This window comes from Mesorhizobium sp. M7A.F.Ca.US.011.01.1.1 (assembly GCF_003998295.1).
GTDB lineage: Bacteria > Pseudomonadota > Alphaproteobacteria > Rhizobiales > Rhizobiaceae > Mesorhizobium.
Genome location: NZ_RZRT01000012.1, coordinates 21,130 through 47,281, shown reverse-complemented (window position 1 = coordinate 47,281; position 26,152 = coordinate 21,130). Strand labels below are relative to the sequence as shown.

Sequence of the window (26,152 nt, the reverse complement as noted above, 5' to 3'; positions counted from 1 at the left end):
CGTTCAATTTTGTGCTCAGATATCGATTATGCGTCGCGTGCCCTTCGCCGGCGCTTCAGATCAGCGCCGTTGCCGGGTGCGAACACCTTGAGCAGGGCGTCCTTGAGCGCCTGTTGCGTGGCGGAGACGGTCATTTCGATATGCTCGCGCAGCAGTTTCATGCCGTTTTCGGCATCCCGCCTGACGGCGGCATCGACGATGGCCGAATGGGAGGTGATCTGCGCCTTGTCATGCGAGGGATGTTCGATCTGTATGCGGCGGATGAAGCGGATGCGCGCATTGATGGAGCTGAGCTGGCCGACAAGTTCCGGATTTCCGGACAGCTCGGCAATGAGCAGATGGAAGCCTTCATCCTCGGCCAGGATGACATCCGGCGGCTGGTCCGGGTAGGCGTCGACGATCGCTTCCCAGTAGCTTCGCAGCCGGTCGATTTCGCTGTCGTCGGCGCGCTCACACATCAGCTTGAAAGCGGCGCACTCGATGATCGAGCGGAACTCATAGAGGTCGAGCAGGCCCTCGGTGCTGAGGCTTCTGACGAAAAAGCCGCGGTTGGGCGTGAGCGAAACGAAACCCTCGGAGGCGAGCCGGTTCAGCGCCTCGCGGATGGGTGTGCGCGAAACGCCGAGGCTGCGCGAAAGCTGGACCTCATTGATGCGTTCCCCGGGCTTCAGCTTGAACTCGACCAAGAGCTTGCGGATGGTGTTGTAGGCGCGTTCGCTGCTGTCTGCAGCGCGACGCGTTTCGGCCTCGGCGGTAAGGGACGGATCGTTGTCGGCACTGATCTCGGCTCGTTCGGTCACGACGATTCTCATCTGATTTGTATGCAGGTTGTGTCTACACTTTGTAGAGCGCCTTTCTTTCCCAACTTCGTGTGAATGGCAAGCAGCAGGTTCAAATCCGGGGACAACAATGATTGTAGGTATTCTTGGCGTCGGGCATCTGGCGGCGGCCATGCTGGCCGGGTTCCTGCGTTCGGGGCTCGATCCCGCGGCAATCGTGCTGTCGCCGCGCGGCAAGGCCGCGGCACTCTCCAGCCATCACGGTTTTCGGCTGGCGACCGACAATCGCGATCTGGTCGAACGATCCGATGTCGTCATTGTCGCCGTACGGCCAGCGCATGCGCCGGACGCGGTCGCCGGTTTGCCGTGGCGCAAGGACCAGGTGGTGATTTCGGTTTGCGCCGGCGTACCGCTGTCGCGATTTGCTGTCGCGCCCGCGCGTACGGTGCGCGCCATGCCGTTCACGGCTTCCGAAGTCTGTGCCAGCCCGACAATCTATTTCCCCGACCTTGAGCAAGCGCGGGCCGTTCTCGATCGGCTCGGTACCTCGATCGCGCTGGCCAGTGAAACGGACTTCGAGGTGGCGACGGTCAATGCCGCCATCTACGGCTGGGTGCAGGATCTGATCCGCCGGACGACTGAATGGTCGTGCGCGCAAGGTCTCGATCCGGCAATTGGCCGCCGGCTGACGGCGATGACGTTCGTGGCCGCCGGACGGCTGATTGAGGAGAAGGACCAGCCGATGGGCCAGATGCTCGAGGAGCTGGTGACACCGGGCGGCATCACCGAGCGGGGCCTGCAGGTGCTTTCGGCGCGCGGTGTGCCAGCCGCCTGGGAGGAGGCTTGCAGGGCTGTGCTCGACAAATTGACGGCGTCAGGTTGAGGGGAGGCGCCGCGCACTCATCGTTGCGGCGCGGGTGGATAGGTATGGCCGCCTGGTGCCTGTTCGCTCGGCGCGACGATCAGTTCGGCGATGTCGACATGGTCCGGCATCCGCAGCGCGGCAACGAGCACGGCGGCAATATCGGCCGGGCCGAGCGGCCGCTGTTGCGAGTACATGCGCTTGTGCAGACCCTCGCGATCGCCGTCGAAGGCCTTCAGGTAGAAATCCGTTTCCACGCGGCCGGGGGCGATCTCGGTCAGCCGCACGCCGGTGCCCGCGAGATCATAGCGAAGGATGCGGCCTGCCTGGGAAAGGCCGGCCTTGGCTGCACCATAGGTCGTCGTGCCGGGAAAGACGCCACTGGCCGCTGTGCTGGTCAGGTTGAAGATGTGGCCACGCTTGCGCGCTATCATGCCCGGCAGCAACATGCGGATGAGCTGCAAGGGCGCGGTGAGGTTCAGCGCCACCACCTCGGCTGTTTCCTCCGCGCTCTGCTCATGCAGGGGGCGCACGGTCGCCAGACCGCCGGCATTGTTGATCAGCACATCAACTTCGGCCCCACCGAGCGCAGCGGCGATCGCTTCGTGGTCGCGCACATCGGCGACAAGCGGTTTTACGCGCGGCCCGAGCCTCTCCTGCAGGACCTGCAGCGCATCGTGGTTGCGCGCCAGCGCATGGACGATCAATCCTTCCGCGATCAGGCTCTCGACGATTGCCGCGCCGATGCCTTTCGAGGCGCCGGTGACGAGGGCGGTGCGATAGGTCATAGCCGTACTCCTGAACCGTGACGATCAGAGCAATTCCAGGAAAAGTGTGAAACGGTTTTCCGCCCGAAATTGCTTAAAACAAACAGTTAGAGCGCGCCGTGTGCGGCCACCGTTTTCAAAATGCCGACCAGGCCAGCTTCGCGCGCGGCCTTCAGGTCCTCGTGGCTGCGCCCGCCCACCGCCGCGCCTGTCGAAGCCGTGATCGCGCGGATGGTCTCGTTGTCGAGCCTTGCGTCGAGCAGCGTGTCCCAGATCGCCTGATAGGTCGGGCCATATTTGCGCAGGAAGTCCTCGATGCCATCGGCGTTGAGGCTGTTGGAAATGAACGAACCTTGCAGGGTCCATTTCGCACCCGGCCCGTACATGAAGGCACGATCCACGTCCTCGACCGAGGCGACGCCGTCGCGCACCAGTGCGATCGCCTCGCGCCACATGGCGCCCATCAGGCGCAAGGCGATATGGCCGGTCACTTCCCGGTTGAGCGTTACCGGCTTCTTGCCGATGGCTTCATAGATGGCGCGTGCGCGGGCGATCGCTTGTGGATCCGATGTCTCGCCGCCGACGATCTCGACCAGCGGCATCAGATGTGCCGGATTGAAGGGATGACCGAGCACGACGCGGCCGGGCAGGCGGCACTCACTCTGCATGTCGGACACGAGCAGGGCCGAGGAGGAGGAAGCGATGACAACGGCATCACCGATGTGGTCTTCGATCTCGGCCAGCAGCCGGCGCTTGAGGGACAGGTCTTCCGGACCGTTCTCCTGTACGAAATCGACACCTTCGAGCGTTTCGGCGAGCGTCGGGAAAAGATCGATCGCGCCGGGCGCGGGTGAGAATCCCCTCAACGCATCGAGGTCGGCCATGAGTGCGGGCAGCACCTCGTTGAAAGCCGCTTCGCGCCGCTCCGTCGGGTCGAACACGCGCACCGCGTGGCCGGCATGGGCAAAGCAAGCAGTCCAGCGCTGCCCGATGACGCCGAAACCGACAATGCCGATGGTCAGTTTTTCCACTACCCCGCCCTCCTGCCGTCAAGCGCTGCGCGAAAGGCCTCGTTGAGGTCGTTCCACGGAATGAGAAGATCGAGCCAGGCGCCGACCCGCCCGGCAACCAGGATCGCCTCGTCGATCAGCGCACCGAACGGATAGTTGCCGTCCATCGCCGCCTTGAGCCGGAAAAGCAGGGCCGGAGTTTCCTCCATGTGGCAGAAGTCACGCAGCCGGGTCGCGGTCTTGTCGAGTGCGATTGCTGCCGCCTGGCGCAGCACCAATTCGTCCTTCCTGCCGCGCTCGGCGCGGATCCACCATAGGAATTCGTGCAGCACCCGCGCTTCCGACTCCGCGGTGAAGACGGGACCTGCCGGGTGCATGATGGCGCGCGACGCGGTAACCCGGCTGATGTCGGCGGGACAGGACGCCCACAGCGCCTTGCGCGCGGCGATGATATCCTGCGGCAGCGGCGATGGCGGCGAAGGCTCGAACCCTCCGCCATCCGACCGGACAAGCGCGCCTTCCAGAATGCGGCGGCCCTGGTCCCGCTTCAGTGTCGCAGCAAGCTCGGCGATGCCTTCCACCGGCGCGTCGAGATGGCCGAGAACGGTGATCTCGGCATTTTCCGCCTGGAGCGGCGCGAAAGTGATTTCGAGGAACTGCCGCACCGGCCAGTAGATGAAGGCGCCGGCGGTCGCGGAAAGCACATGCGTAGCACCCTCGATATCCTCCACGAAGGGAGCATGCCAATAGATATGGCTGCCGGCGATCTTCGGCGTGTGGAGCTGCAGACGCATAGGCAGGGCCGAAAGCAGCGCCCGGCGCGTGCGCTCGGCATCGCCGGTCAGGCGCAGCGGCCAGCTGCGCCCCTCGGCCGAGAAAATCAGGTCCATCTTACTTTCCGGGATTGAAGAAGGAGACGGGTTTGAGGATCTGGTTGCGCATGTCGAGAAGATAATCGGTCTCGATCACCTTGCGCCGATAGGCCTGCCACTCGGGATCGGCCTCCATGCGGTCGCGCCGCTCCTCCCGGTCGGCCAGGCTCTCATATTTCCACAGATGCACGGTGCGCGAGAGGTCGCCAATATGCGTCTGGAAGAAGCCGAAGGGCTCGCCTAGGTAATGCCGCTGCATCGGCAGGCCTACGTCCTCATAGAGTTTCAGGAAATGCGACAGCTTGTTCGGGCGGGCGGTATAGGTGCGATGGTCGAAAATCATATCGGGCACTCCTTCTGGTGTTCTGTATCCGGTGCCTTCGGCGCCGGCGTGATGGTCTTGTCGGCTCAGCCGGCGCTTCGCACCGTCTCGGTGATCAGCCGGGCGGTGAGTGCCGGCGCTTCAATCTGCGGTACATGGCCGACGCCATCGAGAAGATGAACAGCGGTGAAGCCCGGCGCCCGGGCCGCATGGGCGACCGGAATGACGCGGTCGAGCCTGCCCCAGATGAGCCGCGCGGGCACGGCAAGCTCGCCAAGCGCGCTCACCAGATCGAAACCTTGCGTGCCGTCCGGGAACAGGCTTTCGGCCATCGCCGCGATTGCGTCGCGATTGCCGGCCTTTTCCATCTGTCTGAGTGCTGCCTGCGCATAGCCGCTCGGCAAGGCCGCGGGGTCGCCGACCATGACAGTCAGCCACTGCTGCAGAGCCTGCACCGTGGTCGCGCGGGCAAGACCGGCAATGAAGCCGGCATTGATCTCGGGGCCAAGCCCGCCTGGTGCAAGAAGCGTGACAGACCGCACCGCGAGACGGCCAAGCCGGGCGAGGGCGAGAACCGCCGCACCGCCGAGGGAATGGCCAACGAGATGGGCATTGCCCACGCCCATATCTTCCAGCCGGTCGGAGAGCAGGAAGGCGATCTCCTCAATGCTGCTTGCGGGTCTTGCCGCTTCCGCACCATGGCCGGGCAGGTCGAGGCTGATCGTCTCGATCCCCGACTGGAGCAAGGGGACGACCTGCCGCCACACGGAACGATCCGCCCCGAAGCCATGGATGAGAACCACGGGCGCAGTCTGTCGGGCCAGCGCCGGCGCGGCAACAGGGGATGTCTGGACTGCCGTCGGCGGCCGCTGACCTGCACCGTCATGTTCGTGCGCGCGGGCGGCGAGGGTGGCATCGATGTCGCGCTTCTTGATGCGCCCGTGCGGGCCGCTTCCCGAAATGGTGGCAAGGTTGAGCCCGGCCGCAGCGGCAAGCCGCCGGGCCAGCGGGCTTGCGACTGCACGGTTGCCGGGCGGCCGGGTGGAGGAAGGCGCTTGGCTGGTCACAGGATCGCGCGGAATGGTTTCGGCAGCCGTTGCCGTGGCCGGCGCGATCGAAGCGGATTGGGCAGCGATCGGCTTCTCGCCACCTATCGGTTTCTCGTCCGCGATCGTGCCGAGCACGGCGCCCACCGGCGCTTCCTGTCCCTCGGCGAAGAAGATTTCGGCCAGCCAGCCGTCGCGGTCGGCTTCGATCTCGGTTGCTGCCTTGGCTGTCTCTACGGTGACGAGAAGCTCGCCGGTCTTGACCGGATCGCCTGATTTCACCGCCCAGGCGATCACCAGTACGGCTTCCATATATTCGCCGCCGGCGCTGTCGATGATGATCGGATGGGTCGCCATCGCCGCCGCCGTCACTTCAGCGTCTTCAGCGCGGCCGTGCGGATCTTCTCGGCACTTGGCAGCATCGCCGTTTCCAGCGGTTCGGAATAGGGGATCGGCATGTCGGGAAGCGTGACGCGCGCGACCGGCGCGTCGAGCTCGTCGAAGGCGTGGTCCATGATCGTTGCCGAAAGCTCGGCGGCGTAGCCGCAGAAACGCCAGCCCTCGTTGACCACCACGGCATGGTGCGTTTTCGCGATCGAGGCGACTATGGCGTTGACGTCGAGTGGGCGCAGCGACCGGAGATCGACGATTTCGGCCGAAACACCGTCGGCTGCGAGAAGATCCGCGGCTTTCAGTGCTTCGACCACCATCTTGGAGGTGGCGAATATCGAGAGATCGCTGCCTTCGCGCAGGGTTGCCGCCTTGCCGAGCGGCACGGTGACATCGCCTTCCGGCACCTCGCCGCGGGTGTTGTAGAGCAGCTTGTGTTCGAGGAACACGACCGGCTGGTCGTCGCGGATCGCGGCCTTCAGCATGCCCTTGGCGTCGGCCGGTGTCGAAGGGGCAACGACCTTGATGCCGGGTATGTGAGCAAGCATGGAATCGAGCGACTTGGAGTGCTGTGCGCCGGCGCCGGCGCCGCCGCCGCCCTGCGTGCGCAGCACGAACGGCATCTTCACCTGGCCGTTCCAGATGTAATTGTAGATCGATGCCTGGTTGACCAGCGCATCGAGTGTCAGCGGCACGAAATCCGCATACATGATTTCAAGCACCGGCCGCGTGCCGGTCATCGCGGCGGTCACCGCCATGGCGGTCAGCGCCTGTTCGGAGATCGGCGTGTCGCGCACCCGCGTTTCGCCGAATTCCTCCATCAGCGCTTTCGTCACTTTGAAGACGCCGCCATAGCGGCCGATGTCCTCGCCGAAGACGAAAACGGAAGGGTCGGCCTGCATCTCTTCGCGCAGTGCCGCATTGAGCGCTTCGGCATACCGCATCATGGCCATGTCAGTGTGTCTCGCTGTAGGGGTTGCAGGCTTCGTCCAGCGAGAATTCGGGCATCGGGTCGGAGAGAGCGGTCTCGAAAGCCTCGGCCACCTCGGCCTTGGCTGCCGCCTCTATCTCGGCGAGTTTCGCCTCGCCGACGTCGCCCAAAAGCGCCTTGCGCGAGACGAGCAGCGGGTCACGCTCTTTCCAGGCCGCAATGTCCTCCAGCTTCTGGTAGCCGCCCATGTCGGAGGTGGAAAAACCTTCGATGCGATAGGTCTTGCATTCGACCATGCCGGGACCCTCGCCACGCCGGGCACGCTCGACCATCACCGACACGGCGCGATAGACGGCCACCGCGTCATTGCCGTCGACGATCTCGGCCGGCATCGCGTAGCCGGCGGCGCGGATCGACAGATCCTCGACCGGTGACTGGACTTCGGAGGGAACGGTCAAGCCGAACTGGTTGTGTTCGAGCACGAAGACGACCGGCAATTTCCACAGCCCGGCCATATTCATGGCCTCGTGGCAGATGCCGGTTTGCGCGGCGCCGTCGCCGAAAACGCACATGGCGACATTGCCGGTGCCGAGGATCTGCATCGACAGCGCCATGCCGGTGGCGGCTGGAATGCCGGCGCCGACAATGGCATTGCCGCCGATCACGCCCTTTTCGGCATCGGCCACCAGCATGTGGCCGGCGCGCCCGCCGCAGGCACCGGTGGCCCGCCCGAAGATCTCGGCTACGACGGGGTGCACGGCCATGCCCTTGCCGATATAGACCGCGTGGCCGCGATGGGTGGTGGCGACCTTGTCACCGGCCTCCAGCACTGCGGTCGCGGCGACACCGACGGCTTCCTGGCCATCGCAGCGATGGATCGGACCGCGCGTGCGTCCTTCCTTGTGCAGCGCCCCAAGGCCCTCTTCCAGATGCCGCACCAGCAGCATCCGGCGATAGATTTCCAGATGTTGTTCGACGGAAGGAGTGTTTTTCACCGAGATCCCCGAGTTCGTGCCGAAATTAAATACAAAAGTGTCGACACTTTGCAAGCGCTTCTGCAAGATAGGGCAAAACAAGTTTTTGAAAAGGGGATCGATCATGCGTTTGAAGGGCAAAGCGGCCATCGTCACCGGAGCCGGAGCCGGTATCGGCGCCGCGGCCGTGGAACTCTTTGTGAAGGAGGGCGCGCGTGTCCTGGCCGTCGACCGCGACGGCGCGCGGGCGAGCGAGGTGGCCGGCAGGACCGGAGTGCTGGCCTGGGAGGCAAACGTCTCGGACGAAGCCTCCGTGGCGACGATGGTGCGCCAAGCGCAAGAGGCCTTCGGCCGGGTGGACATCCTGGTCAACAATGCCGGTTACGGCATACGCGGTTCGGTTGTCACCACCGCGGCGGAGGATTGGGACGCGCTCATGGCCGTGAACCTCAAGGGTGTCTTTCTCTGTTCCAAATATGTCATTCCCGTCATGGCCGCGGGTGGTGGCGGGGTGATCGTGAACACCGCTTCCAACGTGGCCCAGGTCGGACTTGCCGATCGGGCGGCCTATGTCGCCTCCAAGGGCGGCGTCGCGGCGCTGACGCGTGCCATGGCGCTTGACCATGTTGCGGACAAGATCCGGGTCAACGCCGTGGCGCCGGGTGTGACCTGGTCGAGCTATTTCGAAACCATGCTGGAAACCCATCCCGATCCTCAGGGGTTTGTCGCGGCATTGAACGCGCGCTCGCCGATGAATCGCGTCGCGCAGCCGGTTGAAATCGCAAATGCAATCCTGTGGCTCGCCAGTGATGAATCCTCTTTCGCCACCGGCTCGATCCTGACAGTGGACGGCGGCATGACCGCCTGGTGAGGCGTGGCTTGCCGGCGGCGGAAAAGAAGCCTGCCGCTTCAGGCAACGGGGCGGATGGAACGCAGGGCGATCAGCATCTCGTCGAGGTCGGCGCAGGGCAGGCAGCCGAGGTCCGCGATATCCTTGGTAACATCGACGGGCAGCCCCGAATTGGACTCCTTGGGCACTTCGTTCAATCGTCCGCCGATGAGGATCGGCAAGGTAAGTCCGCGTGCCGCCATCGCCGTTTTCACCGCCTGTGCATAGCGCAGCGCCACGCCATTGTAAGTGCTGACCGCGATGGCATCAGCCCCGGCTTCGGCGGCGCGGATGACGAGTGTTTCCGGGTCGACGGCTACACCCGCATCGGCGATGACGATGCCCAGACCCTCGAGCGCCTGTTCGACGAGATATTTTCCGTGCTCATGCACATCGGTCGTACCGATGCAGACGGTCAGGGGTTTAGGGCTTTCCAGCGGCTTCTGTGCCGAGACCCAGGCGCCGGCCTTGTGGTTGAGTTCGCGTGCCCATTCGGCATGGATCAGCGGCGTGCGCCCGCGTACGCCGTCCGCACCCGGGCCGAACAGCGCCTCCATGCGCCTCGGCCCCATGCGACGGATGGCGAGCATCAGCATGGCCGGGTCCTTGGTATCCACCCCGCGCTCGGCCAGCCCCTTCATGACGGTACCGGCAAAGCGGCGCCCGCCTTCGACCAGCACATCGGCCATAGCCTCTACCCTGGCCCAGTCGAAGACCGGGTCATAGAACGGTGCGTGCAGCGCGAGCCGGTGTGCGAAGGTCTGCGCATCGATGATCTCGTCGATATCGGGAATGCGCTGGTTTTCGGTCACCGGCACCGGATTGATCGCATGGCCAGAGGGCCATCGTCCCACTGCGAGTATGTCGGCCAGGAGATAGCTCGCCAAGCTTGCGTAATTGCCCGCTGTGGTCGACTGGTAGGAGACGGTGTTGCCGAAGATCATGGTTCCCGGCGTGTCGCTGACCCGCACCAGCGCAGCGTGGAAGGCAGCGCGCGACAGCGGATCGCTGAAGTGGTGGCCATAGCAATGGCCAAGCCGCGCGCCGATCAGATCCTCGACGATGTACTTTTCGACCAGCACCATGCCGAGCGCGCAAGCCATGTCGATGAACAGCCCCGCGAAGCCGTCGTCGAGGTTGGAATGGACGAGGATTTCGGCATCCTGCGCGGCAATCAGGCCGAGCGCGGTGACGGTCGCTTCGGTGGTCGCCACTTCATCGTCCCAGTAGGGCAGCCGGAAGGTGAAATACTGCCCCAGGTTACCAATGGCCGTTGCCCCGGCGGCGATCGCGGCGCGGGTGTTTTCCACCGCGCCGGGCAGGCCGAGCATGAAGTCGCCGAAATGCGCAGCAGCGGGCGCGGCGTTGGTGATGCGGGCGAAATCTTCGGGGCCGGTGAGCACGATGCCGGTGCCGCGCGCAGCCCTTGCACGCATGGCTTGGGGATATCCCATCGACCAGTCGAGGGTGATGCCGAAACGATCGACCGTCACTCCTGCCTTTCGGCATTGCTCATGCACTTCGCCGATCGCCGCCACGGTGCGGTCGACGCTTCTGAAGCCGATATGGGCGTGCTGCATGACGCGCTTTTCGGCCGCTGCCTTGCGCTTCCATGCGGCTTCGGACGGCATTCCGGTTTCACTAAGGAAGCGGCAGCCGCCGAGGCGCCAGTCGCGAGCCATGGCGCGCCCTTCGGCGAGGAGGTCGGCACCCGGCTTGAGACGCGGGTCGATGAGGGCGGGGCTGAGGTCAGCGATCATGATGCTTTGCGATCGAGGTGAGCTTCGACAATGAAACGGCCAATGATGGCGGCAAACCCTTCGGGGTCGGCGAGGGGATGAAAATGCGCACCGGGAACTGAAACAAACCGGGCATCCGGTATTGCCGCAGCGATCGCCTCCGAAAGGGCTGGCGGTGTCAGGATGTCGCCGGTGGCGGCAATCACCTGAACCGGGGCGTCGATACGCGGCAGATCGGCAAGGCGATCATGGTCGAGCAGCATGCGCACGCGTGCGGCAATGACTGTCAGCGGCGCCAGGGTGCCAGGGGCGGCGGCGACGGCTGCGTCGAGCTCCCCGGCATGCGTTTCGAGGTAGGACGGTTCGTGGCAGAGCACGTGGCCGAGGCGCTGGTAGGTTTCGGCCATGCCGGCCTCCAGCAGTTCGACGCGGGCGGTGAAGAGCATGCGGAAACGGGCGTCTGCGCGCGCCCAGGAGCTGCTGATCGTGTAGCTCAGGCCGAGATCCGCATGATCGAGCGCCAGCACCTGCGCGATCGCGCCGCCGGTGGAATGCCCGACAATGTGCGCCGGTCCGCCCGTCTGCGCCAGCAGGCCGGCTATGTCGCTGGCAATCAGGGGAATGGAGCAGGGGCTTTCCGGGCGATCGCTGCGACCGGCGCCGCGATGGTCGGTGACGATGATGCGATGGTCGGCTTCGAGAAGGCGTACCACGCCGGCCCAGAACCTTCCGTCACCGCCAAGTCCGGGGATGAGGATGAGGCGCGGGCCGGCGATTCCCGATGTCTCGTAGTGGATATGGCAGCCATCGGCGGCGGTGAAGAAGGGCATCAGCTGCGGCCCTCCCTGTCGAGCAACTCGCCAAGCGCCGCGACGAGACTGAGCGCCGTGAGCATCGAGGTTTTCGGATTGCTGGGCGAGGGCGCGTTGACGAACCGGAAGGAGGCGGTGCCGGCGGTGCTCTCAACTTCAATCTCATGTGTGTTGCCGGCAGCGTTCGGATCGGCAACCACGCTCACTGTGACCTTGTCGACGCCTGCCGCGAGCGCCACGGCGAAGGCGGCGTTGAGGTTTTTCGGATAGAGCTTTGCCGCTTGCGCGGGCGTGCCTTCGAAGAGGGATACCGCGTCGTGCTCGGCTGACAGGCCAAGGGTGGCAAGCTCGGCTCTCCAGGCTGCCGGTGGCTTGCGCGAGGTGTAGCGCACCCGCGCTTCGGGAAGTGCGGCTATCGCCCTGAGGTAGTCAAGGCCACCCAACGCGCCTGATGGCAGGACGAAGCGTGCGCCGCTATTTCGGCCGGCAGAGGTCAGCCGGGCGGCAAGGATCGGATCGGAGAAGGCACCGATCGAAGCGATGACGGTCGGCATGCCGGCGTCGAGAAGCGCGGGCACATAGGCGGCCACTGCCTGCTGACTTGCCGCCTCCACCACCGCCCTGGGGCGCGCGTCGATCAGCGCATCCAGCCGCGTAACAGTGCTGACATTTGCCGGCAGTGCGGGGCGGGTGCCTTCGCGCGTCAGCGCCACCCAGCGATATGAGTCCTGTGGGAAAGCAGAGACGATCTCGCGTGCGATCGTGCCGTAGCCGATGAGGCCGAGCGTCACCATCGGGGGGTCTTCAGGGGTTCTGTTTCAGGGGATCGAACTTGTCGGCAAGGTCTGCCCCGAACACCGTCTTGCGCTCGATCTCCAGGACGTTTTCCGGGCGCGGGAAATTGGACGGAACGCGGTCACCTGGCTTGCGCGGCTTGCCGATCAGGCGAAAGAAGTCCTCGAGCCCATTCGGCACGATCAACCAGATCCAGCGTAGGCGTGTCTCGCCGTCGTTGATGAACATGTGCCGGACATTCTTCGGCAGGAACACTACGCTGTCCGGTTCCAACGGATATTCCTTGCCGTCGATGACGGCTCGGCCATGGCCTTCGAGGACGTAGATCGTCTCTTCGTTGCGGTCATGCGTGTGTTCGCGCACATAGCCGCCAGGCGCCACTGATTGCGTGCCCAGTGCGAAGGGGTGCTCCATGCCGACGATATGCGGCGCGAGCGCGACGTCGATATGGCCGTTTGCCGGAACCGGCTGCCAGTAGCTTTCGCGCGTTTCGGTTCCGGAAACATGGATGCCAGAGGGTGCGGGTTGAAGGTGGGTGTCGTCCATGGCTCTGCCTGTCGAATGGAGCTGCGAAGGTCGTTCGGGCGCGCGTTACTGACCAGGAGAGATTACAGCGCAAAAAGTGTCGACACAATAGTAGACAGATCAAATTTCCTGCCTCTATAGTGCTGCGGTGGCGGTGGCAGGGGAATGCCGATGGGCGAGTATGACGTTCTGGTGATCGGTTCGGGATCCGCGGCCTGCTCGGCGGCGCTGCGGGCCGCCAAGGGTGGTCTCAAGGTGCTCGTCATCGAAAAGAGCGAATGGCTGGGTGGTACCTCGGCCATGTCCGGGGCCGGGGTCTGGATACCCGCCAACCATGTCGCGGCCGAAGCCGGCATCGCCGACAGCCGCGAGGACGCGCTTGCCTATCTGCGTGCGGTCGCGCCCGAAGGGTGGGAGCAGAAGGAAGATGCGCTCTGGGGCGCGTTCGCCAAGGCAGCGCCGGACATGCTGCGCTTCCTGTCCGTCAACACGCCGCTCGATTTTCGCCTGATCAACGAGCCGGACCCCTTTGCCGAAGCGCCAGGCGGCAAGCTTTACGGCCGCATGCTCTCGCCGAGGCCGCTCAGCCGCCGCATCCTTGGCAAGTTCGCACGGAGCTTGCGCCGCTCCACACTGCCGCACAGCTTCACGTATCAGGAGATCGTCGACCTCGATCTCTATCACCATCCCATCCGCGCCGGGTTCAAGGTCTGGCCGAAGCTTCTATGGCGGTGGCTGACGAATTCCGGCGGCCAGGGCACGGCCCTGATGACCGGGCTCATCAAGGGCTGCCTCGATGCGGGCGTCACATTTCAACCGGGAATGCGCGCCGTCACGCTGCTTCAGGACCCGGACTCGCGCATCGCCGGCGCGGAAGTGGAGAGCAAAGGCCGACGCACGAAGATCGTCGCGCGCCGCGGCGTTGTGATCGCCACCGGCGGTTTCGAATGGGACGCCGAGATGCGCGAACGCCACTTCCCCGGCGCGTTCGACCGGATTGGCAGTCCGCGCGGCAATGAGGGCGACGGCCAGAAGCTTGCGGCTTCCGTCGGCGCGCAGCTGGACCGCATGGACCAGGCGAACGTCTATCCCTGCCTGCCGACGCGCTACCAGGGAAAATCACACGGTTTGCCGATGACCTTCCAGGCCGAACCGCATTCGATCGTGGTCGATCGCCACGGAAAGCGATTTGTCAGCGAAAACGCCTTCAACATCGGCGAGGCGATCGATGCGCGCGGGCCGGATGGCGCCCCCATCCATCTGCCTTGCTATCTCGTCGGCGATCATCGTTTCCTCAAAACGTCGCTGCCTTTCCGCTGGTATGCCTCCTACGAGCGCGAATGGGTCAAGAAGGCCGACACGATCGCTGGCCTTGCCGCCAAGCTCGGATTGCCAGCAGCCGCGCTCGAGGAGACGATCGCGCGCTGGAACAGCTTTTGCGCAAAAGGACACGATACGGATTTCCACCGCGGTGAGAACGGCTGGGAGGCATACAAGGCGCATGGCCCCGATCGGCTGAAGCCGATCGACAAGGGGCCTTATATCGGCATGACGATCAATCGCTCGATCCTTGGCACCAAGGGCGGCGCCCGCACCAATGAGCGCGCGCAGGTGTTGAGGCCGGACGGTTCCATCATCCCCGGCCTCTATGCGGCAGGGCTTGCCATGGCCAACCCCATCGGCACGCGCGCCGTGGGAGCCGGCACGACGCTGGGTCCCAATCTGACATGGGGCTTCATCGCCGCCGAGACGATCCTGCATCAAAACAGGTGATCGGGAACTGAGCGATGTAAGGCGCGCGCTCACCATTGCCACGATCCGCTACTGTTCGTAGCCAAAACTGCGGGAAGTCTCCAGCCCCCGCGGCATGGCTCGATGCCGCTCGCGCTTCCCGACACTCGGAAGTAGGTCGTGAAATATATTTCAATATGTGAATTATATTGACAGCATGCGCCGAGGCTGTAATGTCCCGATCGTCGGCTTTCGGAGGAAGGTCGGCATCATCAAATCCATACGGCAGCGCTCGCTGAGCGCCTGCGACGGTCATTGAGGATGGCTTCGGCCAAGGGAGGAAACTTGCGCAAATTTCTGAGCACGCTCGTAATCGCGGCGGCTGCATCGACCTGCTTTGGGTCGATGCAGGTACGCGCCGAAACCCCCAACCCGTTCAAATGCGAGCCGGGTGAAAAATACGTCATGAACGTCATGGTCTCGGGCGTCGAATACTGGTTCCCGGTCTATGAAATGTTCAAGCAGGCCGGCCAGCAGTTCGGCTGCGAGACCGCCTATACGGGTACGCCGGAATACGACGTCAATAAGCAGATCGCGACCTTCGACCAGGCGCTGGCGCAGAAGCCTGCCGGCATACTGGTACACCCGATGAATTCCGATCCGTTCATCGAGCCGATCAACCGCGCCATCGAACAGGGCACCGCGGTGGTGACCTTCGCCGCCGACTCGCCGAATTCCAAGCGCGTCTCCTACATCACTTCCGACAACAATGCCGAAGGCACCTATGCCGCCGACGCCGTTGCCAAGGCGATGGACGGCAAGGGCGAATATGCGGTGCTGGAGAATCCCGGCCAGGACAACCACGACAAGCGCGTCAACGCCTTCGTTGCCCGCATGGAAGCCAAATGGCCTGACATGAAGCTCGTCGGCCGCGCCGCTTCGAACCAGGATCCGACCAAGGCCTATCAGGCGGTTCTGAGCCTGGCGCAGGCGCATCCTGATCTTGGCGCCGTGTTCATGCCGGAGGCCAACTCGGCCATCGGCGCTGCCCAGGCCGCCAAGGAAGGCGGTGGCAAGATACGCGTCATGCTCGCCGACGTTAATGCCAAGATCCTCGACATGATCAAGGCCGGCGAGATCTTCGGCTCGGTCAATCCAAACCAGGGTATGCAGGGCTATATGGGCTTCATGCTGTTGTGGATGGCCAAGCATCCCGGCCTGATCGACCCGATGAACGACGCCAAACGTTCGGATTTCAACCCGATGAGCGTGCCCTTCGTCGACAATGGCTTCTCCATCGTCTCCAAGGACAATGCGGACGACTTCTACTGGGACAAGTACCTCAAGCGTCGCGGCACCAAGGGCATCGAGGAATAGGCTCGATCTCGCCGCCCGGCCTCGGCATGGCCGGATTAACCGGGAAGGAGGCTTCGGCCTCCTTCCTCCCCCGCAGGTTCATCGCAGGAGCACGGCGTGACCCAGGCGCCCATTCTTGAAATCCGTGGCCTGTCCAAGGCGTTCGGCCCGGTGAAGGCGCTGAGCGACGTACGGTTCGAGCTGCGGCGCGGCGAAATCCATGCACTGTGCGGAGAGAACGGCGCCGGCAAGTCGACGCTGATGAACATGATCGCCGGTGTATTGCAGCCCGACGAGGGCGACATCCTGATCGATGGCGAGCGTGTTTCGATCCACTCGCCCGCGGCCGCCCAACGCCTCGGCATTGCGCTTGTTCACCAGGAAATCGCGCTGTGTCAGGACGCCACCGTTGCCGAAAACATCTACATGGCCGCGATCAACAGCCGGCGCGCGCCGCTGATGAATTTCCAGAAGCTCTACGCCGACGCCCAGAAAGTGATGGATCTTCTCGCACCCATTCCGGTGCGCACCAGGGTCGCGGATCTCTCCATTTCTAACCAGCAGCTTGTCGAGATCGCCAAGGCGCTGACGCTCGACTGCAAGGTGCTGATGCTTGATGAGCCGACCGCGGCGCTGACCGAAAGCGAAGCGCAGCGCCTGTTCTCGATCGTGCGCGGGCTCAAGGAGCGGGGCATTTCGGTGGTCTATATCAGCCACCGCATGGCCGAGATCTTCTCGCTGTGCGACCGCGTCACCGTCTTCCGCGACGGCCGCTACGTGGCGACCGATCAGGTCGCCGCCGTTTCACCTGACGATGTCGTGCGCAAGATGGTGGGCCGCGAAATCACGCAGCTCTATCCCGACAAGCTGGCGCCGCAGGCGCCTGGGCGCCTGCTTCTCTCGGTCGACAGGCTTTCCGATGGCCGCCGCTTCGCCGACGTCGATCTGCAGCTTCGCGCCGGCGAAATCCTGGGCATTGGCGGCCTGATCGGGGCCGGTCGCAGCGAGATCGCACAGACGGTCTGCGGCCTCAGGCCAATGACCTCTGGAACCGTCGCGCTTGAGGGAAAGCAGCTCCGGCTGCGCAGCTATGGCGATGCGGTCAAGGCGGGGCTGGTCTATCTCTCTGAGGATCGCAAAGGCTCCGGCGTATTCCTCGATCTGCCGATCGCGGCGAACATCTCCGCGCTCGACCTCGGCAGGCTGACCGGGCCACTCGGCCTGCTCGACCGCAAGGCCGAGGATCGTCAGGCGCGGGAACTGACCGGCAGGCTCGGCGTGCGCATGGCCGGCATCGAGGCTACCGTCTCGACGCTGAGCGGTGGCAACCAGCAGAAGGTCGCCATCGCCAGGCAGTTGTCCGTCAGTCCCAAGGTCATCATCATGGACGAGCCGACGCGCGGGATCGATGTCGGCGCCAAGGTCGAGATCCACCGGCTGCTGCGCCAGCTAGCGGGCAGCGGTGTCGGCGTCATCGTTATCTCGTCGGAACTGCCGGAGCTGATCGGTTTGTGCGACCGCGTCCTGGTGGTTCGCGAAGGCAGGATCGCCGGCGAACTCACCGCCGGCGAGCTCGGCGAGGAAGCCATCATCATGCTCGCCTCGGGCGTTCAGGACAGTTCAAATCAAAGGCAGGCCCAGAATGTCGCCTAGGGAATCAGGAGAAGCGCTCGTGCACGCCGAGATCAAGGCCGCCGGGCGGCGCATCAATTTCGCTCAGCTCGCCTCGATGCGCGAGGCCGGGCTGATCGTTATCATCCTGGCGCTGTGTATCGCCATGAGCTTCGCCTCGCCGCACTTCCTGACATGGGGCAATTTCCGCGCCATGCTGATGAGCTTTTCCATCGAAGGCATCGTCGTCGTCGGCATGACGATCCTGCTCATCGTCGGCGGCATCGACCTTTCCGTCGGCTCGGTCGTGTGTTTCTCGATGGTGGTCTCGGGTGCGCTGTTCCTCGCCGGCCTCGATCCCTGGACGGCAAGCCTGATCGGCATCGGCGTCAGCGCGCTGATCGGCGCGGCGATGGGCTTCTTCGTGACCGTGATAGGCCTCAATCATTTCATCACGTCGCTGGCGGCCATGGTCATCGTGCGCGGCATGTGCCTGGTGGTCACCAAGGGCACGCCGCTGTCGCTGTTCACACTGCCGCCGGCTTTCAAGGCCATCGGCCAGGGCAGTTTCAACAACATTCCCTATGTCATCCTGATCTTCATCGTCGTGGTGGCCATCTTCGACTTCCTGCTGCGTCGCGCCACGGCCTTCCGCAAGGTTTTCTACACCGGCTCCAACGAGAAGGCCGCGCAGTTCTCCGGCATCAGGACCAATCAGGTGAAGTTCTGGGTCACGGTGCTGTGCTCGACCCTCGCTGGACTGGCCGGCGTCATCTACATGGCGCGCTTTGGCGCGGCGACGCCGACCTTCGGCGCCGGCATGGAGCTCAACATCATCGCCGCGGCCGTCATCGGCGGCGCCTCGCTGAATGGCGGCTCGGGCACCATCTTCGGGGCAATCCTCGGCATGGCGCTGCTCTCGGTGGTGACGAGCTCGCTTATCCTGCTCGATGTCTCGGTCTATTGGCAGGACATGATCAAGGGATGCATCCTGCTGGCGGCGGTGTCGATCGATCACTTCCTGCACCGCAAAAAGTCCTGAACCTCAAAGGCGGCGAAGCAAGACCATGGCCCCTCCCAACACCCGCGACGACATCGCCGCTGTCCGCCAGATGCATCAGGCGCTGGTCCTGCATTATGTCGAAGGCAAGACCCAGGCCGAGATCGCCGGGGAACTCGGCCTCTCGCACGCCACCGTCAACCGGCTCATCAAGCGCGGCCACCAGCTCGGCCTCGTCGAGATCAAGATCAAGTCACCGATCGACCATCTGGTCGACCTGGAAGCGCGGCTGGTGGCGCTGGGCGGCATCGAGCGGGCGATGGTGGTTCCGTCGGTCTCCGAAAATCCGCACACGGCCCTGCAGCGCGTCGGCGAGGCGGCGGCTGGGCTGCTGCTCGACACCATCAAGGATGGCGACACGATTTCGATCACCGGCGGCAAGGGCGTCAGCGCGCTGGTCGCCGGTCTCAAGCCGGGGCGCCGCTACGACGTCGAAATCATTCCCGCCACCGGCCTGGTCCAGGGCAAGCACTACACCGACGTCAATCACGTCGCGTCGCTGATGGCCGACAAGCTCGGCGGCCGCGCTTACCAGATCCATGCGCCGTTGTTTGCCGACACCGCGCAGCAGCGCGAGATGCTGATGGGCATCAGTTCCGTCGCAGACGTGTTTCGCAAGGCGCGCGAGGCCGATGTCGCGGTGGTGGGTGTCGGCTCCATCCTGACCGACGATTCCAGCTACTACGACCTGCATCCGTCCTCGAATGCCGATCGCCAGGCGATCGAGAAGTCCGGGGCGACAGGCGAGCTGCTCGCCCATCTCATCGACCGTCAGGGCAAGCTCTGCAACTACTCGCTCAACCGTTCGCTGGTCTCGCTGACGCTGGACGAGTTCGCGACCATCCCGCGCTCGATCGGCATTGCAAGCGGCGCCAGCAAGGTCGCGCCGATCCTCGCCGCCCTGCGCGGCAACCATCTCGACACCATCGTCACGGACGAGGCCACGGGGCTCCAGATCCTCGATCTGGCCGAACAGGAGGCAGCATGAATTCTCGACAAATCCAGCGGCAGATCGGCAAGTCCGGCATATCGGCGTCGGCCGTGGGCCTGGGCACCTGGGCGATTGGCGGATGGATGTGGGGCGGCACCGACGAGAAGGAGTCGGTCAAGGCGATCGAAGCCTCGATCGATGCCGGCCTCAGCCTGATCGACACAGCGCCGGCCTACGGTCTGGGCCGCAGCGAGGCGATCGTCGGTACCGCCATCAAGGGCAAGCGCGACAAAGTGGTGATCGCGACCAAATGCGGGCTGAACTGGCATTCGGGCAAGGGCGGCTATTTCTTCGACCAGGACGGCAAGCCGGTGCATCGCTATCTCGGCGCCGACGGCATTGCCTATGAGGTCGAGCAGAGCCTGCGGCGTCTCGGCACCGATCATATCGACCTCTACATCACCCATTGGCAGGATCCGACGACGCCGATCGCCGAGACGATGGCGGTGCTGGAAAGATTGAAGGCGGCCGGCAAGATCCGCGCCATCGGCGCCAGCAACATCAGCGCCGAGGATCTCGGCCACTATATCGAAGCCGGCCAGCTCGATGCGATCCAGGAGCGCTATTCGATGATCGATCGCGAGATCGAAGGCAGCCTGCTGCCGATTGCTCGCGCGCACGACATCGCCACCCTCAGCTATTCGTCGCTGGCGCTGGGGCTGCTCACCGGCACGGTCGACCCCGGCCGCACATTCGGCGGCGACGACCAGCGCAAGGACAACCCACGCTTCTCCACAGCCAACCGGCAAAAGGTGGCAAGGCTGAAAGAGGCAATCGCCCCCATTGCCACTGGCCATCAAGCGTCGATGGCGCAGATCGTCATCGCGTGGACGCTCGCCCAGCCGGGCATCACTTTCGCCCTGTGCGGCGCGCGCAATCCCGAGCAGGCGCTCGACAATGCGCGGGCCGGCGCGATCACGCTTGCAGCGAGCGAGCTTGCCGCGATCGATGCGGCGGCAGCCGCGCACCTCACGGCGATGGTTGCCTGAGCAAAAAGGCAACTGTCCAATGAACCGTAGCCAAACAACAGCCGCTCTGCGCGACCGGCCGGACATTGCCGTGCTCGTCATCGGCGGCGGCATCAACGGCATCAGCGTCTTTCGCGAACTGGCCCTGCAAGGCGTCGATGTCGTGCTGGCGGAGAAGGGCGACTATTGCAGCGGCGCCAGCGCCGCCCTGTCGCGCATGGTGCATGGCGGCCTGCGCTACCTCGAAAACGGCGAATTCAAACTGGTGCGCGAATCGCTGCTCGAACGCGACCGGCTGCTGAGGAATGCGCCGCACTATGTGGCTCCGCTGCCGACCACGGTGCCGATCTTCGACATTTTCTCCGGTCTCGCCAACGGTGCGGTGCGTTTCCTGGGGCTGACGCGGCGGCCCAGCCGGCGCGGGGCGCTGGTTATCAAGGCCGGGCTGGCCATGTATGACCTTTTCACAGCCGCACGGCGTTTGATGCCGACGCACAGGTTCAGGGGCCGCGCGGAAACCTTGAAGACATGGCCGGCGATCAATCCGGCGATCCGCAATTCGGCGACCTATTACGACGCCTGGGTGAGCCGACCCGAGCGCCTCGGCCTGGAGATGCTGCTGGACGCCACGGCGAGCGCGGCGAACGCCCGCGCCCTGAACTACGCTCAGGCGTCGTCGACCGGCGACGGCCTTGTCATCACCGACACGCTGACCGGCGAAAAGTTGCCGGTGCGGCCGCAACTGGTCATCAACGCCAGCGGCGGCTGGATCGACCTGACCAACAAGGCCATCGGGGCAACGGTGCAGACTATGATGGGTGGCACCAAGGGCTCGCATCTGATCGTCGACAACAGCGAACTGTTCGACGCGCTCGGCGGCCACATGGTCTATTACGAGAACGAGGACGGACGCATCTGCATCCTGTTTCCCTATCTAGGCAAGGTGCTGATCGGCTCGACCGACATCCGGGTCGATGATCCGGACAAGGTCCGTTGCGAGGCGGACGAAATGCGCTACATCCTACAGTCTCTCGCCTTCGTCTTTCCCTCGATCAAGGTTGCCGACGACCAGATTGTGTTCCGCTTCGCCGGCGTGCGTCCTTTGCCGGCCAGCGAGGACAGTTTTACGAGCCGCATACCGCGAGATCACTTTTGCGAGTTCGTGGAAGCAAGCGGGCATCTGCCGGCGACGTTGTGCATGATCGGCGGCAAGTGGACCACCTTCCGTTCGTTTGGAGCGCTGGCCGCCGACATGGCGCTGAAGCGGCTCGGCCTCGCGCGCAGCAAGGGCACGCAGGACATGGCCATCGGTGGCGGCCGTGGTTTTCCGGCCGACCCGCAGGTCTGGTGCGCATCATTCGCTGGCGAGCATGGCCTGCCGGTCGAGCGCGCGCACACACTTCTGCAACGCTATGGCACGTCGGCCAGGGATTTCGTTTCGCACCCGGCGGGCGAACAGATGCTGCCCCAATCGGACTATTCGGCAAGCGAGATAGGGCGCATCATCGAGCGCGAGCAAGTCGAGTGCCTCGCCGACCTGTTCCTGCGCCGCACCACCATCGCCATTTCGGGCGGTCTCAGCTTCGACCTCGTCAATGCCGTTCTCGACATGCTGGCGGCGCACAAGGGCTGGAGCGCCAGCGAGGCCGCCACCGAGCGCTCGACCTTCCTCACCTTGCTGGCCTACCGGCACGGCATCGATCTCCAGACGCATCAAAGGAGCGCCCTATGCGCGTAAACAAGAAAGTCCGCATGAACCGTCTGTTCGGCGGCGGCCGCTGTCTCGACGTCGCCATCGATCACGGCGTCTGCAACGAGCCGAGTTTCCTTGCCGGGCTGGAAGACATGGCCAGCGTCGTCAACCAACTGGTCAAGGCCGGCCCCGACGCCATCCAGATGAACTACGGCCAGGCCGACCTGCTGCAGGCCGTGCCTGGCAAGGACAAGCCGGCGCTGGTGATGCGCATCGACATGGGCAATCCCTATAACAGGATACGCCACCGAGCGATGTGGGCGGTGCTGCAGAACGAAGCCGAGCCCTTGCTTGGCGCCATCGAGATGGATGCGGCTTGCGTCGTGGTCAATCTGTTCATGCTGCCCGACGAGCCGGACCTGTTCCGGCAATGCGTGCAGAACATCGCCCGCGTGCGCGCGGATTGCGAGAAATACGGCCTGCCGCTGATGATCGAGCCGCTGGCCATGCTGCCGGTCGCAGAGCATGGCGGCTACATGGTCGACGGCGATGCCGAAAAGATCGTCACCTTGACCCGGCTTGCCCGCGAGATGGGTGCCGATATCGTCAAGGCCGATCCGACCACCGATGCCAACGACTTCCACCGCGTCGTCGAGGCGGCGCGCTGCCCGGTGCTGGTGCGCGGCGGCGGCAAGGAGGATCTGCGTGCCGTGTTCGACAAGTCGGCTGCCTTGATGGCGCAGGGTGCGCTTGGCATGGTCTATGGCCGCAACATCTACCAGCATGCCAACCCGAGCGCCGTCGTGCGCGGGCTGATGGCGATCATTCATGACGATGCCGATGGCGGCGTGGCCTGGGATCTGTACAACCAGGCATAGGCTGCGGCCTCGGGAGGCGCCAATGGCAAGCTACATCCTCGGCCTCGATGCCGGCAACACCGTCATCAAGGCCATCCTCTTCGACTTGTCCGGCCGCGAGCTGGCATTCGCCGCCCGTGACGGCCGCTCGTCCATGCCAAAGCCCGGACATGTCGAACGCGACCTCGACGAACTCTGGCGCAACGCGGTTTCGGTCATCGGCCAATGCATCGCTGAAGCCGGTATCGACACCGGCGAGATTGTTGCCATCGGCTGCGCCGGCCATGGCAACGGGCTCTACGCGCTCGATCGCGATGGTGCGCCATTGATCGGCATCCAGTCGCTCGACACACGCGCGGTCGGCATCGTCGCCGAATGGGCAAAAGAGAATGTCGGCGACCGCACCTATGCACATTGCCTGCAACGGCCGTGGGCGGCGCAGACGCCGACCCTGCTTGCCTGGCTCAAGCGCTTTTCGCCGGCTTTGTTTGCCAGCATCGGAACTGTGTTCCTGTGCAAGGATTTCGTCGTCAACCGCCTGACCGGCGCGCGCAGCAGCGATACTTCAGATATGTCGGGCTGCGGCCTGCTGCAGATGCAGGACCGCCGCTACGAGCCGGACCTGCTTGCCGCCTATGGGCTCGGCGATTGCCTGGACCTGCTGCCGCCAGCGCTGGAATCGGCCGACATTGCCGGTCATGTCAGCGAGGACGTAGCGGCCCTGACGGGACTTCGCGCCGGCACGCCGGTCGTCGCCGGGCTGTTCGACGTCGTCGCCAGTGCGGTCGGTTCGGGCGTGACCAGAACCGGTGCGGCCTCGGTCATCGCCGGAACCTGGAGCATCAACCAGGTCATCACCGACGAACCGATCCGCGACCCTTCGATCTTCATGCTGTCGACTTTCGATCGCCAGCGCTATCTGGCGATCGAATCCAGTGCGACCTCGGCCGCCAATCTCGAATGGATCGTTCGCGAATTCCTCGAACATGGCGGCGAAGCCGGCAAGTCGCCGTTCGAATTGTGCAGCGAACTGGTGGCGTCAGTCGATCCCAACAGCGACATCCCGATCTATCATCCCTTCCTCTACGGCTCGCAGCAGAATGGCCATGCGCGCGCCGGGTTCTACGGCATCGCCGGCTGGCACAGCCGGGCCCATCTGCTGCGTGCGCTGTTCGAGGGCGTCGCCTTCGAGCACAAGCGCCATGTCGAGACCTTGCACAAAGCGGGCGCTGATTTCGACCAGGTGGTGCTGTCCGGCGGGGGCTCGCGCAGCAGCGTCTGGCCGCAGATATTCGCCGATGTGCTCGGCGTGCCCGTCACCGTGGCGCGCAGCCGCGAAACCGGCGCCCTGGGAGCGGCGATCGCGGCGGGCACCGGCGTCGGCATCTTCGCGGACTACAGCGCAGGTGCCGCCGCCATGACTGCGGCCGCTCGACATTTTGTACCCAACGAGGCGGTTGCCGACGCGTATGCACGGCGGTATCGACTGTACGGCGAGATCAACCAGGCGATGACCCCGATGTGGGAGCGCATCGCCGGACAGCAGGCGCGCACGTGACCGAAGCTCCACCGTCCCCGTTCGGCAGTTACGATTACGTCATCGTCGGTGCCGGCTCCGCCGGCTGCGTGCTCGCCAACCGGCTTTCGGCCGATCCGAGCAACAATGTGCTGCTGCTCGAGGCTGGCGGCAGTGACCGTTATCACTGGGTCGATATCCCGATCGGCTACCTCTTCTGCATGGGCAATCCGCGCACCGACTGGATGATGAAGACCGAGCCGGAAGCCGGTCTCAATGGACGCAGCCTCAACTATCCGCGCGGCAAGGTGCTCGGCGGCTGTTCATCGATCAACGGCATGATCTACATGCGCGGCCAGGCTACCGACTATGATGGTTGGCGTCAGGCCGGCAATGCCGGCTGGGGCTGGGACGACGTGCTGCCCTATTTCCTCAAATCGGAAGACTATCACGGCGGTAAAGGCGCCATGCACGGCAGCGGCGGCGAGTGGCGGGGCGAACGGCAGCGGCTGTCGTGGCCGATCCTCGACGCCTTTCGGGACGCTGCCGAGGAACTCGGCATTCCGCGCACCGAAGACTTCAACACCGGCACCAATGAAGGCTCGGGCTATTTCGAGGTCAACCAGAAGAAGGGCGTCCGCTGGAACACATCGAAGGCCTTCCTGCGTGGCATCGCGGCGCGCAAGAACCTGCGCGTGGTGCTCGGCGCGGAGACCGAACGGCTCGAATTCGACGGCCGGCGCGTCACCGGACTGGTTTTCCGCCAAGGCGGCCGCCTGCATCAGGTCCGCGCCGGACAGACGATCCTTGCAGCCGGCGCCATCAACTCGCCGAAGCTGCTCGAACTGTCGGGGGTGGGCGACCCCGACCTGCTCTCGGGCATCGGCGTGGATGTTCGTCATGCCTTGCCAGGCGTCGGAGAAAACCTGCAGGACCATTTGCAGATCCGCACCGTCTTCAAGGTCGCCAACACTGCGACGCTCAACCAGCGCTACCACAATCTGGTCAGTCGCGCGTCGATGGGGCTGGAATACGCGCTCAAGCGCAGCGGGCCGCTGTCGATGGCGCCAAGCCAGCTCGGCATATTCGCCAGGAGCGATCCGCGCCTCGCAACGCCCGATCTCGAATACCATGTGCAGCCGCTGAGCACCGACCGTCTGGGCGAGCCGCTGCATCGCTTTCCCGCGGTCACCGTCTCGGTCTGCAATCTGCGCCCCGAAAGTCGGGGCAGCGTGCACATGGGTTCAGCCGATGCGCGGGAGGCGGCGAAGATCCGCCCGAACTATCTTTCCACCGAGGGGGACCGCAGCGTGGCCGTCGCGTCGTTGCGCCATGTCCGCAGTCTGATGAAGGCACAGGCGGTGGCGCGCTTTGCGCCGGAAGAGATGCTGCCCGGCACGCAGTATGACAGCGACGAAGAGCTCATCCGCAAGGCCGGCGATATCGGCACGACGATTTTCCACCCCGTCGGCACCTGCAAGATGGGTTCGGATACGATGGCGGTGGTCGACGAGGCCCTGCGTGTTCACGGGCTTGGCGGGCTGCGCGTGGTCGATGCCTCGATCATGCCGACAATCGTCTCGGGCAACACCAACTCGCCGGTCGTCATGATCGCGGAAAAGGCAGCCGAGATGATCCTGCAAGAGGCCCGCTGAC

Annotated in this window: 24 protein-coding genes; 12 read left to right on the top strand and 12 right to left on the bottom strand. The window is 64.4% G+C overall.

Annotated elements, in window-relative coordinates:
- Positions 1–26: 26 nt before the first annotated feature.
- Entirely contained in the window at positions 27–800 is a 774-nt protein-coding gene (locus EOA13_RS14750; protein ID WP_164780081.1) for a GntR family transcriptional regulator, read from the bottom strand.
- Positions 801–909: 109 nt separating this feature from the next.
- On the opposite strand from EOA13_RS14750, the gene EOA13_RS14745 reads away from it, so the two are divergent.
- Positions 910–1,662 (top strand): NAD(P)-binding domain-containing protein, encoded by a 753-nt coding sequence (locus EOA13_RS14745; protein WP_127293575.1) that lies wholly within the window; start codon positions 910–912, stop codon positions 1,660–1,662.
- A gap of 17 nt (positions 1,663–1,679) precedes the next feature.
- Here EOA13_RS14745 and EOA13_RS14740 read toward each other — a convergent pair whose 3' ends face one another.
- The 7 genes from EOA13_RS14740 to EOA13_RS14710 all read right to left on the bottom strand — a co-directional run bounded on the left by EOA13_RS14740 (position 1,680) and on the right by EOA13_RS14710 (position 7,974).
- On the bottom strand, positions 1,680–2,429 hold the full coding sequence (locus EOA13_RS14740; protein ID WP_127293573.1) for an SDR family oxidoreductase: 750 nt from the start codon (positions 2,427–2,429) through the stop codon (positions 1,680–1,682).
- A gap of 86 nt (positions 2,430–2,515) precedes the next feature.
- Positions 2,516–3,439: a 3-hydroxyacyl-CoA dehydrogenase NAD-binding domain-containing protein gene (locus EOA13_RS14735; protein WP_127293571.1), complete on the bottom strand. Its 924-nt coding sequence runs from the start codon at positions 3,437–3,439 to the stop codon at positions 2,516–2,518.
- Positions 3,439–4,308: a hypothetical protein gene (locus EOA13_RS14730; protein ID WP_127293569.1), complete on the bottom strand. Its 870-nt coding sequence runs from the start codon at positions 4,306–4,308 to the stop codon at positions 3,439–3,441. Before EOA13_RS14730 ends, EOA13_RS14735 begins: the two co-directional genes overlap by 1 nt.
- Position 4,309: 1 nt before the next feature.
- Positions 4,310–4,633 (bottom strand): NIPSNAP family protein, encoded by a 324-nt coding sequence (locus EOA13_RS14725; RefSeq protein WP_127293567.1) that lies wholly within the window; start codon positions 4,631–4,633, stop codon positions 4,310–4,312.
- A 65-nt stretch (positions 4,634–4,698) separates the two neighbouring features.
- Positions 4,699–6,015, bottom strand: a complete 1,317-nt coding sequence (locus EOA13_RS14720) for an acetoin dehydrogenase dihydrolipoyllysine-residue acetyltransferase subunit (protein WP_127293565.1) — start codon at positions 6,013–6,015, stop codon at positions 4,699–4,701.
- A gap of 11 nt (positions 6,016–6,026) precedes the next feature.
- Positions 6,027–7,001 carry an alpha-ketoacid dehydrogenase subunit beta gene (locus EOA13_RS14715; RefSeq protein ID WP_127293563.1) on the bottom strand — a complete coding sequence of 325 codons (975 nt, stop codon included), beginning with the start codon at positions 6,999–7,001 and terminating at the stop codon, positions 6,027–6,029.
- Position 7,002: 1 nt separating this feature from the next.
- Positions 7,003–7,974, bottom strand: coding sequence for a thiamine pyrophosphate-dependent dehydrogenase E1 component subunit alpha (locus EOA13_RS14710; protein ID WP_164780080.1), 972 nt, complete (start codon positions 7,972–7,974; stop codon positions 7,003–7,005).
- A 103-nt stretch (positions 7,975–8,077) separates the two neighbouring features.
- Between EOA13_RS14710 and EOA13_RS14705 the strand changes: the two genes are divergently transcribed.
- Entirely contained in the window at positions 8,078–8,824 is a 747-nt protein-coding gene (locus EOA13_RS14705; protein WP_127293559.1) for an SDR family oxidoreductase, read from the top strand.
- A gap of 38 nt (positions 8,825–8,862) precedes the next feature.
- Here the strand turns inward: EOA13_RS14705 and EOA13_RS14700 are convergent, their stop codons facing one another.
- Genes EOA13_RS14700 through EOA13_RS14685 form a run of 4 tightly spaced genes read right to left on the bottom strand, consistent with a single transcriptional unit; the run spans position 8,863 to position 12,734 of the window.
- A complete protein-coding gene (locus EOA13_RS14700) occupies positions 8,863–10,602 on the bottom strand; it encodes a cobalamin-dependent protein (RefSeq protein ID WP_127293557.1) in 1,740 nt (579 codons plus the stop codon).
- The gene (locus EOA13_RS14695) at positions 10,599–11,411 is read right to left on the bottom strand and encodes an alpha/beta fold hydrolase (protein WP_127293555.1); all 813 of its coding nucleotides are present in this window, start codon (positions 11,409–11,411) and stop codon (positions 10,599–10,601) included. The genes EOA13_RS14700 and EOA13_RS14695 overlap by 4 nt, the downstream gene beginning before the upstream one ends.
- Positions 11,411–12,187 (bottom strand): aspartate dehydrogenase, encoded by a 777-nt coding sequence (locus EOA13_RS14690; RefSeq protein WP_127293553.1) that lies wholly within the window; start codon positions 12,185–12,187, stop codon positions 11,411–11,413. The genes EOA13_RS14695 and EOA13_RS14690 overlap by 1 nt, the downstream gene beginning before the upstream one ends.
- A gap of 10 nt (positions 12,188–12,197) precedes the next feature.
- A complete protein-coding gene (locus EOA13_RS14685; RefSeq protein ID WP_127293551.1) occupies positions 12,198–12,734 on the bottom strand; it encodes a cupin domain-containing protein in 537 nt (178 codons plus the stop codon).
- A gap of 150 nt (positions 12,735–12,884) precedes the next feature.
- Between EOA13_RS14685 and EOA13_RS14680 the strand changes: the two genes are divergently transcribed.
- The 10 genes from EOA13_RS14680 to EOA13_RS14635 all read left to right on the top strand — a co-directional run bounded on the left by EOA13_RS14680 (position 12,885) and on the right by EOA13_RS14635 (position 26,151).
- A complete protein-coding gene (locus EOA13_RS14680; protein ID WP_206535281.1) occupies positions 12,885–14,486 on the top strand; it encodes an FAD-dependent oxidoreductase in 1,602 nt (533 codons plus the stop codon).
- A 303-nt stretch (positions 14,487–14,789) separates the two neighbouring features.
- Entirely contained in the window at positions 14,790–15,821 is a 1,032-nt protein-coding gene (locus EOA13_RS14675; protein ID WP_127293547.1) for a substrate-binding domain-containing protein, read from the top strand.
- Positions 15,822–15,917: 96 nt separating this feature from the next.
- Entirely contained in the window at positions 15,918–17,453 is a 1,536-nt protein-coding gene (locus EOA13_RS14670) for a sugar ABC transporter ATP-binding protein (protein ID WP_127293545.1), read from the top strand.
- A 76-nt stretch (positions 17,454–17,529) separates the two neighbouring features.
- On the top strand, positions 17,530–18,453 hold the full coding sequence (locus tag EOA13_RS14665) for an ABC transporter permease (RefSeq protein WP_236383556.1): 924 nt from the start codon (positions 17,530–17,532) through the stop codon (positions 18,451–18,453).
- Positions 18,454–18,478: 25 nt separating this feature from the next.
- Entirely contained in the window at positions 18,479–19,459 is a 981-nt protein-coding gene (locus EOA13_RS14660; protein ID WP_127293543.1) for a sugar-binding transcriptional regulator, read from the top strand.
- On the top strand, positions 19,456–20,451 hold the full coding sequence (locus EOA13_RS14655) for an aldo/keto reductase (protein WP_127293541.1): 996 nt from the start codon (positions 19,456–19,458) through the stop codon (positions 20,449–20,451). Before EOA13_RS14660 ends, EOA13_RS14655 begins: the two co-directional genes overlap by 4 nt.
- 19 nt (positions 20,452–20,470) lie before the next feature.
- Positions 20,471–22,168 (top strand): glycerol-3-phosphate dehydrogenase/oxidase, encoded by a 1,698-nt coding sequence (locus EOA13_RS14650; RefSeq protein WP_127293539.1) that lies wholly within the window; start codon positions 20,471–20,473, stop codon positions 22,166–22,168.
- Positions 22,169–22,182: 14 nt separating this feature from the next.
- The gene (locus EOA13_RS14645; RefSeq protein WP_206535283.1) at positions 22,183–23,001 is read left to right on the top strand and encodes an aldolase; all 819 of its coding nucleotides are present in this window, start codon (positions 22,183–22,185) and stop codon (positions 22,999–23,001) included.
- Between the two features lie 22 nt (positions 23,002–23,023).
- A complete protein-coding gene (locus tag EOA13_RS14640) occupies positions 23,024–24,538 on the top strand; it encodes an FGGY-family carbohydrate kinase (RefSeq protein WP_127293535.1) in 1,515 nt (504 codons plus the stop codon).
- The gene (locus EOA13_RS14635; protein ID WP_127293533.1) at positions 24,535–26,151 is read left to right on the top strand and encodes a GMC family oxidoreductase; all 1,617 of its coding nucleotides are present in this window, start codon (positions 24,535–24,537) and stop codon (positions 26,149–26,151) included. The genes EOA13_RS14640 and EOA13_RS14635 overlap by 4 nt, the downstream gene beginning before the upstream one ends.
- Position 26,152: the final 1 nt, after the last annotated feature.

What these genes read in the sequence shown, in the direction of transcription:
- EOA13_RS14740 (WP_127293573.1), bottom strand. Translation starts at nt 2,429, where the DNA reads ATGACCTATCGCACCGCCCTCGTCACCGGCGCCTCGAAAGGCATCGGC.
- EOA13_RS14700 (WP_127293557.1), bottom strand. Translation starts at nt 10,602, where the DNA reads ATGATCGCTGACCTCAGCCCCGCCCTCATCGACCCGCGTCTCAAGCCG.
- EOA13_RS14640 (WP_127293535.1), top strand. Translation starts at nt 23,024, where the DNA reads ATGGCAAGCTACATCCTCGGCCTCGATGCCGGCAACACCGTCATCAAG.
- EOA13_RS14705 (WP_127293559.1), top strand. Translation starts at nt 8,078, where the DNA reads ATGCGTTTGAAGGGCAAAGCGGCCATCGTCACCGGAGCCGGAGCCGGT.
- EOA13_RS14645 (WP_206535283.1), top strand. Translation starts at nt 22,183, where the DNA reads ATGAACCGTCTGTTCGGCGGCGGCCGCTGTCTCGACGTCGCCATCGAT.
- EOA13_RS14665 (WP_236383556.1), top strand. Translation starts at nt 17,530, where the DNA reads ATGCGCGAGGCCGGGCTGATCGTTATCATCCTGGCGCTGTGTATCGCC.
- EOA13_RS14685 (WP_127293551.1), bottom strand. Translation starts at nt 12,734, where the DNA reads ATGGACGACACCCACCTTCAACCCGCACCCTCTGGCATCCATGTTTCC.
- EOA13_RS14660 (WP_127293543.1), top strand. Translation starts at nt 18,479, where the DNA reads ATGGCCCCTCCCAACACCCGCGACGACATCGCCGCTGTCCGCCAGATG.
- EOA13_RS14730 (WP_127293569.1), bottom strand. Translation starts at nt 4,308, where the DNA reads ATGGACCTGATTTTCTCGGCCGAGGGGCGCAGCTGGCCGCTGCGCCTG.
- EOA13_RS14650 (WP_127293539.1), top strand. Translation starts at nt 20,471, where the DNA reads ATGAACCGTAGCCAAACAACAGCCGCTCTGCGCGACCGGCCGGACATT.
- EOA13_RS14725 (WP_127293567.1), bottom strand. Translation starts at nt 4,633, where the DNA reads ATGATTTTCGACCATCGCACCTATACCGCCCGCCCGAACAAGCTGTCG.
- EOA13_RS14745 (WP_127293575.1), top strand. Translation starts at nt 910, where the DNA reads ATGATTGTAGGTATTCTTGGCGTCGGGCATCTGGCGGCGGCCATGCTG.
- EOA13_RS14680 (WP_206535281.1), top strand. Translation starts at nt 12,885, where the DNA reads ATGGGCGAGTATGACGTTCTGGTGATCGGTTCGGGATCCGCGGCCTGC.
- EOA13_RS14715 (WP_127293563.1), bottom strand. Translation starts at nt 7,001, where the DNA reads ATGGCCATGATGCGGTATGCCGAAGCGCTCAATGCGGCACTGCGCGAA.
- EOA13_RS14695 (WP_127293555.1), bottom strand. Translation starts at nt 11,411, where the DNA reads ATGCCCTTCTTCACCGCCGCCGATGGCTGCCATATCCACTACGAGACA.
- EOA13_RS14720 (WP_127293565.1), bottom strand. Translation starts at nt 6,015, where the DNA reads ATGGCGACCCATCCGATCATCATCGACAGCGCCGGCGGCGAATATATG.
- EOA13_RS14690 (WP_127293553.1), bottom strand. Translation starts at nt 12,187, where the DNA reads ATGGTGACGCTCGGCCTCATCGGCTACGGCACGATCGCACGCGAGATC.
- EOA13_RS14655 (WP_127293541.1), top strand. Translation starts at nt 19,456, where the DNA reads ATGAATTCTCGACAAATCCAGCGGCAGATCGGCAAGTCCGGCATATCG.